This window comes from uncultured Shewanella sp., assembly GCF_947491715.1.
Taxonomy (GTDB): Bacteria; Pseudomonadota; Gammaproteobacteria; order Enterobacterales; family Shewanellaceae; genus Shewanella.
In genome coordinates, this window is the sequence record NZ_CANLKR010000065.1 from 1 (window position 1) to 13,995 (window position 13,995).

The 13,995-nt window shown below is 42.0% G+C and carries 17 protein-coding genes; 7 read left to right on the plus strand and 10 right to left on the minus strand.

The window, feature by feature from the left end; translation table 11 throughout:
* Positions 1-164 precede the first annotated feature (164 nt).
* From rluB to dapA, 7 genes are all read right to left on the minus strand, one after another.
* The gene (rluB, locus tag Q0779_RS22930) at positions 165-1,031 is read right to left on the minus strand and encodes a 23S rRNA pseudouridine(2605) synthase RluB (protein ID WP_298776459.1); all 867 of its coding nucleotides are present in this window, start codon (positions 1,029-1,031) and stop codon (positions 165-167) included.
* Entirely contained in the window at positions 1,024-1,632 is a 609-nt protein-coding gene (scpB, locus tag Q0779_RS22935; protein WP_298776461.1) for an SMC-Scp complex subunit ScpB, read from the minus strand. The genes rluB and scpB overlap by 8 nt, the downstream gene beginning before the upstream one ends.
* On the minus strand, positions 1,633-2,421 hold the full coding sequence (locus tag Q0779_RS22940; protein WP_298776463.1) for a ScpA family protein: 789 nt from the start codon (positions 2,419-2,421) through the stop codon (positions 1,633-1,635). It lies immediately after the preceding gene.
* A 324-nt stretch (positions 2,422-2,745) separates the two neighbouring features.
* Positions 2,746-3,366 carry an L-threonylcarbamoyladenylate synthase gene (locus tag Q0779_RS22945; RefSeq protein ID WP_298776464.1) on the minus strand — a complete coding sequence of 207 codons (621 nt, stop codon included), beginning with the start codon at positions 3,364-3,366 and terminating at the stop codon, positions 2,746-2,748.
* Entirely contained in the window at positions 3,363-4,223 is an 861-nt protein-coding gene (locus Q0779_RS22950) for a PHP domain-containing protein (RefSeq protein WP_298776466.1), read from the minus strand. The genes Q0779_RS22945 and Q0779_RS22950 overlap by 4 nt, the downstream gene beginning before the upstream one ends.
* A 212-nt stretch (positions 4,224-4,435) precedes the next feature.
* Positions 4,436-5,536 carry an outer membrane protein assembly factor BamC gene (gene bamC, locus Q0779_RS22955; RefSeq protein ID WP_298776468.1) on the minus strand — a complete coding sequence of 367 codons (1,101 nt, stop codon included), beginning with the start codon at positions 5,534-5,536 and terminating at the stop codon, positions 4,436-4,438.
* 4 nt (positions 5,537-5,540) lie between these two features.
* Positions 5,541-6,425 carry a 4-hydroxy-tetrahydrodipicolinate synthase gene (gene dapA, locus Q0779_RS22960; protein ID WP_298776471.1) on the minus strand — a complete coding sequence of 295 codons (885 nt, stop codon included), beginning with the start codon at positions 6,423-6,425 and terminating at the stop codon, positions 5,541-5,543.
* A 381-nt stretch (positions 6,426-6,806) separates the two neighbouring features.
* Between dapA and Q0779_RS22965 the strand changes: the two genes are divergently transcribed.
* Positions 6,807-7,370 carry an ACT domain-containing protein gene (locus Q0779_RS22965; protein WP_298776473.1) on the plus strand — a complete coding sequence of 188 codons (564 nt, stop codon included), beginning with the start codon at positions 6,807-6,809 and terminating at the stop codon, positions 7,368-7,370.
* Positions 7,367-7,837, plus strand: a complete 471-nt coding sequence (gene bcp / locus Q0779_RS22970) for a thioredoxin-dependent thiol peroxidase (RefSeq protein ID WP_298776475.1) — start codon at positions 7,367-7,369, stop codon at positions 7,835-7,837. Before Q0779_RS22965 ends, bcp begins: the two co-directional genes overlap by 4 nt.
* 90 nt (positions 7,838-7,927) lie before the next feature.
* Here the strand turns inward: bcp and Q0779_RS22975 are convergent, their stop codons facing one another.
* The 3 genes from Q0779_RS22975 to Q0779_RS22985 form a co-directional block, all read right to left on the minus strand.
* Entirely contained in the window at positions 7,928-8,542 is a 615-nt protein-coding gene (locus Q0779_RS22975) for a LysE family transporter (RefSeq protein WP_298776477.1), read from the minus strand.
* 65 nt (positions 8,543-8,607) lie between these two features.
* Complete coding sequence (locus tag Q0779_RS22980) at positions 8,608-9,687, minus strand: AI-2E family transporter (RefSeq protein WP_298776479.1); 1,080 nt, start codon at positions 9,685-9,687, stop codon at positions 8,608-8,610.
* 130 nt (positions 9,688-9,817) lie between these two features.
* Positions 9,818-10,030: a sulfurtransferase TusA family protein gene (locus Q0779_RS22985; RefSeq protein WP_298776482.1), complete on the minus strand. Its 213-nt coding sequence runs from the start codon at positions 10,028-10,030 to the stop codon at positions 9,818-9,820.
* Positions 10,031-10,240: 210 nt separating this feature from the next.
* On the opposite strand from Q0779_RS22985, the gene Q0779_RS22990 reads away from it, so the two are divergent.
* The 5 genes from Q0779_RS22990 (at position 10,241) to Q0779_RS23010 (ending at position 13,813) form a co-directional block, all read left to right on the plus strand.
* Entirely contained in the window at positions 10,241-11,671 is a 1,431-nt protein-coding gene (locus Q0779_RS22990; RefSeq protein WP_298776493.1) for a M48 family metalloprotease, read from the plus strand.
* 68 nt (positions 11,672-11,739) lie between these two features.
* On the plus strand, positions 11,740-12,105 hold the full coding sequence (gene arsC, locus Q0779_RS22995) for an arsenate reductase (glutaredoxin) (protein WP_298776484.1): 366 nt from the start codon (positions 11,740-11,742) through the stop codon (positions 12,103-12,105).
* Positions 12,105-12,479, plus strand: a complete 375-nt coding sequence (locus Q0779_RS23000) for a DUF2069 domain-containing protein (protein ID WP_298776486.1) — start codon at positions 12,105-12,107, stop codon at positions 12,477-12,479. Before arsC ends, Q0779_RS23000 begins: the two co-directional genes overlap by 1 nt.
* 358 nt (positions 12,480-12,837) lie before the next feature.
* On the plus strand, positions 12,838-13,314 hold the full coding sequence (locus tag Q0779_RS23005) for a hypothetical protein (protein WP_298776489.1): 477 nt from the start codon (positions 12,838-12,840) through the stop codon (positions 13,312-13,314).
* Positions 13,315-13,354: 40 nt separating this feature from the next.
* On the plus strand, positions 13,355-13,813 hold the full coding sequence (locus tag Q0779_RS23010) for a hypothetical protein (RefSeq protein ID WP_298776491.1): 459 nt from the start codon (positions 13,355-13,357) through the stop codon (positions 13,811-13,813).
* Positions 13,814-13,995 lie beyond the last annotated feature (182 nt).

The following is a 13,995-nucleotide window of genomic DNA, read 5'->3' on the forward strand; positions in this document are numbered from 1 at the left end:
TGAATGTACTAACAGGATTAAAAGCATGTGCTCAAGAAGCTGGGCAAAAGTGACCAACTTCTAATGCAGATTGGTATAAAGTACAAATAAGCCCCTCATAAAAAAGACCACTAAATGTGGCCTTTCAGTTCGATTCATACAAAATAAATTTTATTGATTTCGCCTCAACTGCGTTGGCGAGCAGGCTTACCCGCTGTCGCTTTATGCTTACGCACCGCACGGCGAATTTTTGCGCCGCGCACTTTATTACGGGCCACGCTGTGCTTATCGGTACCGATAATACTGCGGGTCTCATCTTGCATGCCTGCCGTTTGGCGCAAGTAATTCACTTGCTCGATGGGCAGTTCAATCCAGCCACCACGCGGCAATGACTTAGGCAATTCAATGTCGCCATAACGAATACGGATCAAACGGCTCACTTGCACTTCTTGTGATTCCCATAAACGGCGAACTTCACGGTTACGCCCTTCAGCAAGGGAGACGTGCCACCATTTATTCATGCCTTCGCCACCTGCGGGTTTGACTTTATCAAAGCTGGCTGGACCATCTTCTAACGTCACCCCTTTACGCAGACGCTGAATACAGGCATCGGTCACTTCACCAAAGGTGCGCACCGCGTACTCACGCTCCACTTCGTTAGACGGGTGCATGAGTCGATTGGCCAATTCGCCGTCAGAGGTAAATAACAATAACCCTGAGGTGTTAATGTCTAATCGACCCACCGCAACCCAGCGTGAATCTTTGGTGCGAGGCAGGCGGTCAAACACCGTTGGACGCCCTTCGGGATCTTTCCGGCTACAGATCTCACCTTCCGGTTTATGGTAAGCAATCACGCGGCACACCACATCTTCTTCAGATTTAATCGACACTGCACGGCCATCAATACGCACTTTCACATCGGATTCAACGCGATCGCCTAGCTTGGCAATTTCACCGTCAATACTAACTCGACCTGCAGCAATCCATGCCTCCATCTCACGACGGGAGCCATGGCCTGCACGGGCCAAGACTTTCTGCAATTTTTCACTCATTAGTAGACTCTTCTATTTTTTCTTCTAAATGTTCTGGCGCTATTTCCTCGTTGGAAAACAGGCCCGCTAATGACTCAGGATCCGTTAACAGCGGTAACGCCGTTATGCTCTCTAAGCCAAAGTACCCTAAGAAATCGGCCGTGGTGGCATATAAAGCGGGTCTGCCTGCAACCTCTTTATGGCCCACGGTTTTAATCCAATTTCTGTCTTGTAACGTTTTGATGATCTGGCTGCTCACCGCCACGCCCCTGACCAGCTCAATATCGCCACGGGTCACAGGTTGCCGATACGCGATCACGGCCAATGTTTCTAATGTGGCACGGGAGTACTTAGGCGATTTCTCTTGCCAAAGTGGCTGCAACAATGGACTTAATTCGGTTAATGTTTGAAACCGATACCCATTTGCCACTTTCACTAACTGTACGCCTCTGCCCTCATAATCCAATTGCAATTGCTCAATAGCCATTTGAATATCGGCTCGCGATACAGCTAATGACGCTAATACTCCAGATTTTAACCCACTTATCGTCACAGGTTTCGCCAATACAAACAAGCTTGCTTCTATCAGCTGTTTGAGCTGTTGTTCATTTATCGTTGACAATTAATAAGCCTTTACATGTATGTTTGAGAAAGGATCCGTTTGGATCAACTCAACCAGCAATTCCTTAATGAGTTCCATCAGGGCTAAAAAGCTCACCACCACACCACTGCGTCCTTCACTGACTTCAAATAATGCCTCAAAGGGTAAATAGTCTTGCCCTTTTAATTTAGCTAAAATTTGCGTCATTCGCTCACGGGTAGACAAGACCTCGCGTTCAACATGATGATGAACATGTGCTTCCACCCGTTTCAAAACCTGCGAAAATGCCCTTGCCAAATCGCTTAACGAGACTTCAGGTGGCAATAATTCAGGCTGAATATTGTCAGCGGGTGTTGCCCTTGCCTGAAAGAAGTCCCGCTCTAGTCGCGGCAAGTTATCCAATTGCATTTGCGCTTCTTTAATCACTTCATAGGCTTTCAGCTGCCGGATTAATTGCAAACGCGGATCCTCTTCTTCCTCCATGTCCAGATCAGGCTTGGGCAGTAATAACCGCGATTTGATTTCAGCCAAGGTCGCCGCCATGACTAAGTAATCTGCAGCCAACTCCACCTTACTGCCTTGTAAGAATGCCACGTATTCTAAATATTGCTCCGTGATGGCATGAATGGGTAAGTCCACCACATCCAGCTTTTGCTTACGGATCAGGTACAGCAATAAATCCAATGGACCTTCAAAAGACTCTAAAAAGACTTCCAACGCTTCTGGAGGAATAAAAAGATCTTTGGGGAAAGCCTTCATCGGCTCGCCTTGGATCACGGCTAAGGGAGTGGGTGATTGATGCCCTTCCATCCGTTTATCCTCTTATTTAAATCAAAATGTTGCTCATCAGTTCTATAAACCGATGCATTAAAACGCCCGCAGTAATAATACTCAGCTTACGATTCATTTTGTGTTTCTTTAACAATGCATGTGAGTTGAAAAGACACTCAGGTTTACAATGTGCTGATGTCTAACAATACCCACATAGTTAAAAATGCACCATGGCACCCATTAATGCAAATAAAACCCCTCTGCCTACTGAGCCTATTTGCTATGTCTTAGGCCTGCTGAGCCGATTTTCCAGTCACATGCATTATCACAAAGGGCGCGATTATACCTGCAACAAGGTGACAATTAAAGAAAAGGTGTCACATCACCTGCACCTTCGCGTATTACCTGAATGTCTCCTTCAGATAAATCAATCACTGTGGTGGGTTTTTCACCTAAATAGCCGCCATGTACAATCACATCCACTTGATGTTCTAGCAGATCTCGAATGTGCTCAGGATCCGACTCGGTAAAATCTTGCCCGGGTAAAATCAAACTGGTAGACATGAGTGGCTCATCAAGGGCTTCAAGTAACGCTAATGCAATGACATTATCGGGGACACGGATCCCAATGGTTTTCTTTTTGGGACTTTGTAACCGCTTAGGCACTTCCTTAGTGGCCTTAAAAATAAAGGTATATGCGCCTGGTGTATGATGCTTGAGTAAACGGTAAGCTTGATTATCCACTCTGGCGTAAGTTGACAGCTCAGATTGATCCCGGCACATCAAAGAAAAGTCATGATCATTTTCAATTTGCCTGATTTTTGCAATACGGCTCATGGCATTTTTATCGCCAATTAAACAGCCCAGTGCGTAGCCTGAATCCGTTGGATAAACTATCACGCCCCCATTTTTTAATGCATTAATGGTTTGATTGATTAATCTTGTTTGAGGGTTATCTTCATGTACGTAAAAAAACTGACTCATTTTGCTTCCATCCAACGTTTTGATTGCCAAACCCAATTCACACCTTGGGGTTGAAACAAATTACGGCCTAATTCTATCCAGCTACTGGGAAAGTGAAAATCACTGCCTAACGAACAAGATAGATTATTCAATACACTTAATGCAATTAACTGAGAGCGATCGTCAATGGTCTGTTGACCTAACACCACTTCCATAGCGTCCCCACCCGCGCCCTTAAATTCTCTGACGAGTCGCTTCACCCATTTGGCAGACAACTTATAGCCATTGGGGTGAGCAAGCACAGCGACACCACCCGCTTGGTGGATCACATCAATGGCCTGCTCCATGCTTCCCCAGTTATTGGGGACATAACCGGTTTTGCCTCGCGCTAAATACCGTTTGAACACATTGCCAGTATTGGTCGCATAACCTTTTTCTGCTAGCCAACGAGCATAATGACCTCGGCTAATGGCGGCCTCACCGGCATAGCCTTTCGCCCCTTCATAGGCACCTTCTATGCCTGCCTTTTGCAAACGCTCTCCAATTTCTTTGGCGCGATCGCTTCGTAAGGTGCGCTGATTTTCAAGAAAGTTCACTAATACGGGATTATCCACTGCCACTTTTAAGGCCACAATGTGTATATCGAAGCTATTCCAACGGGTTGATATTTCAACGCCATTAATCAACGTCAGCGGCGTTGCATGGGCATTATTATAGGCATGTGCTTCAGCAAGCCCATCTGTCGTATCATGATCGGTAATCGCAAAAACCTTAACCCCTTTGTCAATTGCCCGCTCAATTAATTCAGACGGTGTGAGTTGCCCATCTGATGCTGTGGTGTGACTGTGCAAATCAGTCAATATTATTTCATCTGTCATGGACGCGCATTCTACGTGAGTTTTATCATATTTGGGAATCTAAATAGGGATTAATCCGCAATTAATCGACGAAAATGACACTACTAGCAGCATTTAGGGGCTTTATGCGGCCTTATTTATTTCTCAATGGTGTAAAAATAAAGAGAAACAGACATAAAAAATGCCAATCAACAATGTGATTGGCATTTATTTACGTCATTGAGTCAGTTTATTTATCTGACTTTACGCTTCTCGCTCATTAATTCAGTGAAGGTTGAAGAGACTTGCTTAACCGTCGCATCAGAAATGGGCTTATCATCTGAATCGGTCAAATAAATGGCCGTTTTCTTAGGCTCACCGGACACATCTTTCAAGGTTATTCTGTAATCGCCTTCAGGTATTGCCATATCGCTATCACTCCAAATGGAGCTCCAGAAACCGGAATCATCGACCACTTTCACAAAATACACCCCTAAATTAGGATCCGTATCCGTAATGTCAAAGCCCATTTCAGGCAGCACAATCGCTAATCGCTCCCAAGTGCGTTGATAACCTGCATTCGCAATCCAATAAGGCGTTTCATCACCATCATTAATGAATCGAACGGCAATCCCTTTACTTTCCTCTAAGCGTTTGTTTTTCAGCGCATGCTCACGTTTAACGCCAATATAACTGACTACCTCATTGAGCATATCAATGGTATAGCGACGCTTATCATCTGCCGTTAATAAAATATCTTGCGGCTCGCCATTATAGCTTTGCTCATGCTCAGCCAAATTAATGGTTAAGTCACCCGTTCGTCCATGAGGGCTAACATTGATATCAAATAAATAGCGTTGACGTAAAACAAAGACCTTATCTTCCCCCCACATGCTGGAATCGACCACTTCTTTGGTGGTGATCCAATCCGTTTCTATGGTGCCAGCATCAAAATCTTCTTTAAGAATTTTAATGCCTGCCTTTGATAAATACTCTTTCACATCGCCAAACAATTCTTGTTTAAGATCAATATCAATACCGATGCTTTCAACAATAACTTTGATATTATCATCGCCTTCTTCCACCCGCGTTCCTTCCGCCATAGGCAAAACCTGTAACGGTGGACGAATATCTAAAGCCGGACCAATCAAGTTAGGATCCGCTTTACTGCCTATAGCAGGAATGGCATATTCTAAACTGTATTTAGGGGTTAATAGTCCTTCGGGGATCGTGAGATCAGGCGTTACCTTAGCATTGGCATATTTTTCAGCACCATTGGCTTGTCTTCGTTCCATGGACGTACTGCAAGCTGAAACAGCTACAATAAGGATCAGTGGTGTGACTTGCTTTAGCATTATATTAATTAACCTCTATTCGGGCATTTTTCATTTCTTCTAGTAACAGACCATGATGTTCATCGGAAAGTTCCGTCAAAGGCAAACGAATTTTACCATTGGGGATCAATCCCATGCGATGAGCTGCCCATTTAACTGGAATAGGATTCGCTTCACAAAATAAAGCAGAAAATATGCCTTTCATGGGCGTTTCAATGATCTTGGCTTTTTGCGTATCGCCAGCCAATTGGGCATCACACATATCTTTAAACTGTTTAGGCACAATATTATTGGCAACGGAAATAATGCCATCGCCGCCTAACTCGATGAATTCACGGCCAGTATCATCATCGCCACTATAAAGTAGAAAATCAGGTCCACACAGCTCACGTAGACGTGCCACTCGTGACACATCACCAGTGGCTTCTTTGATACCAATAATATTCGGTACACTAACCAGTTCGGCAACCGTTTCAGGTAACATATCCACAGCGGTTCGCCCTGGCACGTTATATAAAATTTGAGGAATATCAGTGCTGGCAGCCACCGCTTTAAAATGGGCAATAAGGCCTTTCGGTGACGGCTTATTATAATAAGGTGTTACCCCTAACATCGCTGCAACACCGACTTTCGCTTGTCCAATGGTTAATTCAATGGCTTCAGCGGTGGAATTAGCACCATTCCCGCCTATAATGGGAATGCGTCCCTTAGCGAATTTAACCACTTGTGCTACAACATTAATGTGCTCTTCGGTCGGTAACGTGGCAGATTCGCCCGTGGTTCCTACGGCCACAATGGCATCAGTCCCTTGGGCGATATGGTATTCGACGAGTTGTTCTAAGCTTGCAAAATCTACTGAGCCATCACTATTCATTGGTGTGATTAAGGCTACAATGCTTCCGGTTATCATGTGTCTTCCCCAGGGATTCAGGATTGGCTATGGTACTGATGACAAGGTTGAAAAACAAGCCCTAGTCTACTCTCTCAATCCGTTTACCGCAATTCCCATCCAAGGGGATAAATGATTGATGAAAATTTATTAAATCCATTTTCACCTCTACGCCACTAATTATACAAATTAAATCAATAAATTCAGCTAGTTAACCAGTATTACCACCGTTCATTATGTTATCTTAGCCACACTGTGCTATTTCTCCCTCATATCGACCTTAATTTTACTTTAGGATGGTAGCGACTCCCCACAAAAAGAAGAAGTTGTGATAGCATTACCACAGAAAAAGAATGAAAGCCCTTTGGCTGCTACTATTTTAATCAATAATGAGGAATTGGAATGTCCAATCACTTGGTTGTCACATCAATGGGTGCTGATCGCCCAGGCATTGTCAGTAAGTTTGCTCGATTAGCCAGCGACTGTGACTGTGATATTGTCGACAGCCGAATGGCATTATTTGGTAATGAGTTTACACTCATCATGATGCTATCAGGCTCTTGGAGTGCGATCTCTCAAATGGAAGCCCAATTACCCGAATTAAGCGTCGCACTCGAAATGATGACCGTTATGAAACGCACTTCAAAACATACCGCTCCTCACTATCCTTCTCGCTTAGAGGTGACATTTAACGGCGTCGATCAACGCGGTACAATGCAAAAAATCACCCAATTTTTAGCAGATCAATCCCTTGATCTTGCCGCCGTTCGCTCCTACTCAGAGGATAACCAAACAGACGGTCCAATACAGCACGTCTATTTAAGTATCAATGTCCCCGAAATAGCGACACTGGACATGCTTGAGCATAATATTAATCAACTTGCCAATGAACTGTCTCTTGCGTGTAGCATTCAACGAATGCAAGATATATCGGCACATGAAAATCAGGATCCTATTACACAATGAATACCTTAAAAGCAGGCGATAATGCCCCCAATTTTACTCTCAGCGATCAACATCAAAACAGTATTTCACTTGAAGCCTGTTTAAAAAAAGGCCCAGTGTTGGTGTATTTTTATCCTAAAGCCATGACGCCTGGCTGCACAGTACAAGCCTGTGGATTGAGAGATAGTCAAACCCCACTGATTGAAAAGAATGTCACCGTATTAGGCTTAAGTCCCGACCCTGTGGCCAAACTGGCTAAGTTTGCCGATAAACACGCGCTCAATTTTTCACTATTAAGTGATGAAGATCATGCCATTGCCGATGCTTTTGGCGTATGGGGTGAAAAGAAGTTTATGGGGAAAGTCTACGATGGCATTCATCGTTTGAGTTTTCTCATTGGTCAAGATGGCAAAGTGAGCCATGTGTTTAATAAATTTAAAACGAAAGATCATCATGACGTGGTGCTTGCTCATTTAGAAGCGCAATAAAACCTGTGCTAAAGCGGTTTCAGGTGCTCGCCCTCACGTTCACTTGAAACCCATTATTTTTTACAAACGATTTCAAGATCTAAAATAAGTTTACGTTACGTAAGGCACGATTAAGATCACCGCAATAGACCACATGACTAAACAAATTGCCCTATCGAGGTAGACCCAAGCTTGGGGATGGGTAAACAATGGGCTTAAATATTTTGCTCCGAAACTTAAACTGAAGAACCAAGCGAGTGAGGCCACAATAGCTCCAATAGCAAATAAAGTACGCTCAACACCTTGAAATTGAACACTAATACTGCCCAACAATAACACGGTATCTAAATACAAACTCGGATTCAGTAAACTGACCCCTAAGGTGAGCAATAATACTTGAGAAAAGGAACTGGCGCCTTTAGGACCACTACTGAGTTGTTCATTGGTGGCACAAGACATATACAAGGCATGGGCACCATAGCCAAAAAGGAATAGCGCGCCACCTATCCTTGCCACATTTACTATCACAGGATAAGCATCAATCACTTGGCCAAAGCCTAATACTCCAAAAGTGATCATGATGGCATCAATACACGAACATAACACCGCAATAACTAAGGGATAAGACCGGATTAGCCCTTGTTTAAGAATAAATGCGTTTTGCGCCCCCACCGCAACTGTCAGACTGCCACCAATACTGAGTCCTTGTAAAAAAGCCATTTCCATCTCAGCTATCCCTCTCAATCAACACAAAGAGAACCCGACAGTTTTACCAATAAAATACCTTAATATCAGGGCTGCTCAGACGATGCTGATGCTTTCTCTGGTACAGGCCAAGCATTCACAACCGCTTTGATTAAAGAGGCTAACGGTATTGCAAAAAACACCCCCCACACACCCCATAATCCACCAAAAATTAATACAGCAGCAATAATGAAAACAGGGTGTAAGTCCACCGCATCTGCAAACACTATCGGCACTAAAACATTGCCATCAAGGGCCTGAATAATGCCATAACCTAACATTAAATAGCCAAATTCAGGTGAGATCCCCCATTGAATAAAAGCCACTAAGGCAATGGGCAATGTCACTAACGTTGCACCGACATAAGGGATCAGCACAGACAAACCTGTCAACACGCCAAGCAAAGCCGCATAACGAAGATCCATCAAAGCAAAAAAGAGATAACTCACCACTCCCACAATCACAATTTCAATCACTTTACCACGAATATAATTTAAAATTTGTTGATGCATCTCCCGCCAAACTCTATGGGAAAGTTCTCTATTTTGTGGAAAGAAACGCGAACTATTTTTGATTAAACTGTCTTTATCCTTTAAAAAGAAAAACACCAATAATGGCACTAAAATGGCGTAAACCATCAGCACGAGTATGGATGCAGAATAACCCAATAAATGTTTACCGAAATTCAATAAATGCTGAGTATCTAACATTTTTTTGATTTCCAATATCATAGTGTCTAACTGATCTGTGTTAATCCATTGAGGATATTGATTAATATAAGCTTGTATGATCTTCATCCCTTGATCTAGCATAGAGGGTAAATCAGACGTTAACGCTACCCCCTGACGCCAAATGCTCGGCACTAAACCAAAAACCGTCAACACACACAGTCCTAAGAAAATCAGTAATACAATCGATGTCGCTGCAGTTCGTTTAATGCCTAAATGCCCCATTTTGGCAACAGGCCATTCAAGTAAAAAAGCCAACACTAACGCAACAAGCAAAGGAGCCAATATATCGGCTGCAAAATACAAAATGCACGCCCCCCCAAATAAAATCAACACTAAAGTGACGGCTTGAGGGTCGCTAAAACGTGCGGTATACCAATGACGAATAATCGAAAACATGTGACTTCCTAAAAGGATTTACTCTAAAATAATAGGTGAAAATAAGGCAAGGCGACGTCATTTATTTTTAATATCTTGACGCGCTAAAAGCAAACAAAATCAGGTGATTTTTCTTGATAAAATAGTGAGCCTATAGGTAAACAGTCAATCGCATCACTCCTTTACTGATCACCATTTCGTAACAATAGCCCTTTTTTTTTAAAAATATGGGAACATCTTGCTTAGATCCCGTGTCTGACAGTAACACAATTAAAGATTCATTGGGCTGTTGTTGTTTCAATGCCAACTTAAATTTAACCAGCGCTAACGGACAAACATCATTTGTTAAATCAATAATATTCATAATCAACTTGCTATAAACAATCTTTGCCTATTATCCTAGTAAGTAAGTAAAATCACAAGCTTGTCATTTCAGGCCTGTTTTACAATATCTTGCTAGGCTTATACTGCAAAAAGCGTCAAAGCAAGATAATATAAGTTATATCGATGTCGCTGTAATCTGTAGAGGTTAATAAGGATCCACTTGAGTAACTATACCTTTTCCAAAAAAATACTGGCAAGTGCCTTGTCATTATTGTTATCGATAAGTCCCGCCATGGGGAAAAACAGCACTGAACTTCCAGATTTAGGGACCGCTGCGGTCAATACCTTCAGTTTAGAAAAAGAAGCCATTTATGGTGATGCCTATATGCGGGTGATCCGCTCATCCAGTCCCGTGCTCAATGATCCCGTGCTCAACCAGTACATCACAGAGTTGGGCAATAAATTAGTCGCCCATGCGCATGATGTCAAAACACCTTTCTATTTTTTTCTCATTCAAAATGATGAAATCAACGCCTTTGCTTTCTTTGGCGGTCACGTGGGCGTGCATACGGGACTCTTTTTAAATGCCGACAACGAAAGTCAGCTAGCATCAGTGTTAAGCCATGAAATTACTCACGTTACCCAACGCCATTTAGCCCGTTCAATAGAAGCACAAGATAAAACATCCACTGCGACTATGGCGAGCATGTTAGGCGCAATTTTACTGACCATTGCTGCTCCACAAGCGGGAATGGCGGCACTGGCCACCACGCAAGCCTTATCTACACAAGCAAAAATAAACTATACCCGTTCCAATGAAAAGGAAGCAGACAGAATAGGCACGCAAGTGATGGTGGATGCGGGGTTTGACCCTAAGGCTACGGCCAATTTTTTTGCAAAATTAGCCGCTCGATATCGCTACACCACCACCCCACCTCAAATGCTGTTAACTCACCCTTTGCCTGAATCACGGATCACCGATGCCCGTAATCGGGCATTGCAATACCCCAATCGATACGTACCCGATAATTTAAATTTCCAACTGGCAAAAGCCCGCATACAAGTTCGCTTTTCCAGTTACAGCCCTGAAGCGGCATTGAGTTTATTTAATCAGCAATTAAAAGACAAAAGCTATACCTTTAAAAGCGCCGCGCTTTACGGTAAAGCGCTCGCTTTATTTCGCTTGAAAAAATATGATGAATCTAAAGCCATTATTGATGGTTTAATCGCCAAAGATAAATATAATGTGTTCTATATTGATACAGAAACCGATTTATTGCTTGAAAAGCAAGAATATAACCAGGCTATCAGTATGCTCAAACAACGGCAGCAACTCAAACCCACTTCCATCGTTATTAATACCAATTTAGCCAATACCTACATTGAAGCGGGAAAACCCACAAAAGCCATTCCATTACTAGAAGATCTTATTTTTCTCAATAAAGACGATCAAATTGCCTATAGCTTGTTAGAAACGGCCTATCAAAAACTCAATAATAAAGGCATGGCTTATTTTGTAAAAGCCGAATCCTTAGCCCTCATGGCCGACTATAAAAACGCGATTGATCAGCTTAATTATGCTTATCGATATTCAAAGGGTAATCCTCTGCAGCTTGCCAGGATCAATGCGCGCATTCAACAATTTAAACAAGCGGAAAAAACACTCGAGAGTTTGAAATAAGTTTCATTGGCCAAAATAACCAATTACAGTATCATAAGCCTAATATTACACATAGGATCAACCTTGTCATGACACAAGTCAGCATATACCATAACCCAAGATGCTCAAAAAGCAGACAAACATTGGCGTTACTCGAAGAAAATAATTGCCAGATCACCGTTATCGAATACTTAAAAACGCCACCTAGCGCACAGACATTAACGCAAATACTGGATCGATTAACCTTCACTCCTAGAGAGTTAATGCGCAAAAAAGAACCTGAATACAAAGCACTGAATTTACAAGATGAGACACTCAGCTCGGCTGAGCTTATTCAGGCAATGGTCGCCAATCCTAAACTGATTGAACGACCTATCGTGCTAACCAATAATCAAGCTGTCATCGGTCGTCCACCAGAAAATGTCTTAACCTTGCTTGCAAGGAATAAGTCATAATGAATACCCAAACCCTTTTTATGCTGTGCCGCGCTGGCTATTGTTTATTATTAGTGCTGTTAGGTGCACAGTTTATCCATCAAGGGATCAGTGGCGAGTATTCTCTACTGTTCAGTTTACTGTGGATTGTCCCCCTACTCTTTCCCCTCAAAGGAATATTAACCGGTAACCCTTATACTTATGCTTGGGGCAGTTTTATTTTATGTCTGTATATGCTCCATGGACTGACATTACTGTATGTCACACATGATCAATTCCTCTTTGCATTAAGTGAAGTCTTACTCATCAGCGCCCTGTTAATCGGCTTTCCTTTTTACGCCAGAATGCGAGGAAGAGAGTTAGGCTTAGGATTAAAAAAGAAAAAGAAAACCTAAGTGTAATATATCATTCCAATCTTATTTTATTTGCCCTGCCAGTTATGAGTCTATTAAGCAACCCGTTTAATAGACTCAATGGCCAGTCTGTTGCCTCTTATTAGCCTTTAATCCGCAATCTGATTTTCAGTCACCATTGACCAGCACTATCTTTCCCTTTATAAGAAGAGACGCGATTATCACTAACCTATTATCAAATCCATATCTCCCCCTTTTATCTCCATTGCGAACTCAATTGATCAAAAAAATAAACACCCCATCAAGTATAAAACAAGCTTTCTTTCATAGACTTTTTAAAAATAACAAGGTATCGTGTAAAAATTAACAATTAAAAAACAAATATTAAATAGCTGCACAAATGAAGACAAAAGCACTCCTTTTAATGAGCTCGCTTCAAATGCTCATTATTTTATACTTAATCTCTAAGATCAATGTCATCGAAGTCCATTTAGCCGCCTATGACTTGCAAACTGATGCAGCAATATTATCCCATCAGCCAATGAAAAGGCCTATCACACCAGCGCCACAACAAACATTATCAATTGAATCTATACGCACCGTCATTCAAGAAGAACTTCAAGCAACTCAGTTTGATACAAAAAACGTTCAGCCTAGTGAACAGCCCCCTTTCACAATAAAAGAAAGTGAAAATTTTAAAGCGATAGAGCAGCTTACGGATAAACTTGATGAGTACATCATTGATCATGAGTTCTCTTCAAACGAAATAATGCTATTTGAAGAAGAAATGGCAAAATTATCGCCTAAAAGTAGAGTTATCATGCTACGAAAAATGGCGCATGCCATCAACCAACAAAAAATAATTTACCAACCTTAATATCAATATTGACACATCTCCATAACGCAAGGAAAAGCGAATGAAACTTAACATCCTCCCTTTAACTCTCCTGTTCACTTCTTTATCAAGCAGCGTGTTTGCCGGAGAAGCAACCACCATTCCAGTCAGTATAGACATGGACAATAAACTCGCACAAGGTAATATGGCTAGTGCCCGTATATCAAATAATCCTTTTGAGAATATTGGCTGTGGTACAAGCTCGATTGTCTATCAATCAGATCTGAAGACTGAAGTTGTTTCATACGGTTTCTGCCAAGCCAGAATTGGAGAAGGTGAAGACAATGGTGCATTTATATTTTGTAATACCGACAACCCTGAAATAATAAAATCCATGCGAGCCTTAAATGATTACTCTTATATTCGATTTCGTTGGAATGACAATCAAGAATGTACTTCGGTCTATTCATCAACTCAATCTTTCTATATTCCCAACTTTATTTTAAAGAGAGTCAGAACCAATAGCCATACACAAAAATAGTGCCTAAAAAGGATACTCTTTGCTTTATTTACCCATACTGTAACTTAAACACTTCAACACTTGCCGTACTGTTGAAGTGTTTAACTAGGGGGGTTATACCCAAATCACTTGAAAGTGCATGTTTTCAGAGCCCGTAAAAAGGCTTAATTCAAGGCGCATTATTGAAAGAATGCTTATTGCCT

What these genes read in the sequence shown, in the direction of transcription:
- rluB (WP_298776459.1), bottom strand. Translation starts at nt 1,031, where the DNA reads ATGAGTGAAAAATTGCAGAAAGTCTTGGCCCGTGCAGGCCATGGCTCC.
- Q0779_RS22940 (WP_298776463.1), bottom strand. Translation starts at nt 2,421, where the DNA reads ATGGAAGGGCATCAATCACCCACTCCCTTAGCCGTGATCCAAGGCGAG.
- Q0779_RS22945 (WP_298776464.1), bottom strand. Translation starts at nt 3,366, where the DNA reads ATGAGTCAGTTTTTTTACGTACATGAAGATAACCCTCAAACAAGATTA.
- Q0779_RS22950 (WP_298776466.1), bottom strand. Translation starts at nt 4,223, where the DNA reads ATGACAGATGAAATAATATTGACTGATTTGCACAGTCACACCACAGCA.
- bamC (WP_298776468.1), bottom strand. Translation starts at nt 5,536, where the DNA reads ATGCTAAAGCAAGTCACACCACTGATCCTTATTGTAGCTGTTTCAGCT.
- dapA (WP_298776471.1), bottom strand. Translation starts at nt 6,425, where the DNA reads ATGATAACCGGAAGCATTGTAGCCTTAATCACACCAATGAATAGTGAT.
- Q0779_RS22965 (WP_298776473.1), top strand. Translation starts at nt 6,807, where the DNA reads ATGTCCAATCACTTGGTTGTCACATCAATGGGTGCTGATCGCCCAGGC.
- bcp (WP_298776475.1), top strand. Translation starts at nt 7,367, where the DNA reads ATGAATACCTTAAAAGCAGGCGATAATGCCCCCAATTTTACTCTCAGC.
- Q0779_RS22975 (WP_298776477.1), bottom strand. Translation starts at nt 8,542, where the DNA reads ATGGAAATGGCTTTTTTACAAGGACTCAGTATTGGTGGCAGTCTGACA.
- Q0779_RS22980 (WP_298776479.1), bottom strand. Translation starts at nt 9,687, where the DNA reads ATGTTTTCGATTATTCGTCATTGGTATACCGCACGTTTTAGCGACCCT.
- Q0779_RS22985 (WP_298776482.1), bottom strand. Translation starts at nt 10,030, where the DNA reads ATGAATATTATTGATTTAACAAATGATGTTTGTCCGTTAGCGCTGGTT.
- arsC (WP_298776484.1), top strand. Translation starts at nt 11,740, where the DNA reads ATGACACAAGTCAGCATATACCATAACCCAAGATGCTCAAAAAGCAGA.
- Q0779_RS23000 (WP_298776486.1), top strand. Translation starts at nt 12,105, where the DNA reads ATGAATACCCAAACCCTTTTTATGCTGTGCCGCGCTGGCTATTGTTTA.
- Q0779_RS23005 (WP_298776489.1), top strand. Translation starts at nt 12,838, where the DNA reads ATGAAGACAAAAGCACTCCTTTTAATGAGCTCGCTTCAAATGCTCATT.
- Q0779_RS23010 (WP_298776491.1), top strand. Translation starts at nt 13,355, where the DNA reads ATGAAACTTAACATCCTCCCTTTAACTCTCCTGTTCACTTCTTTATCA.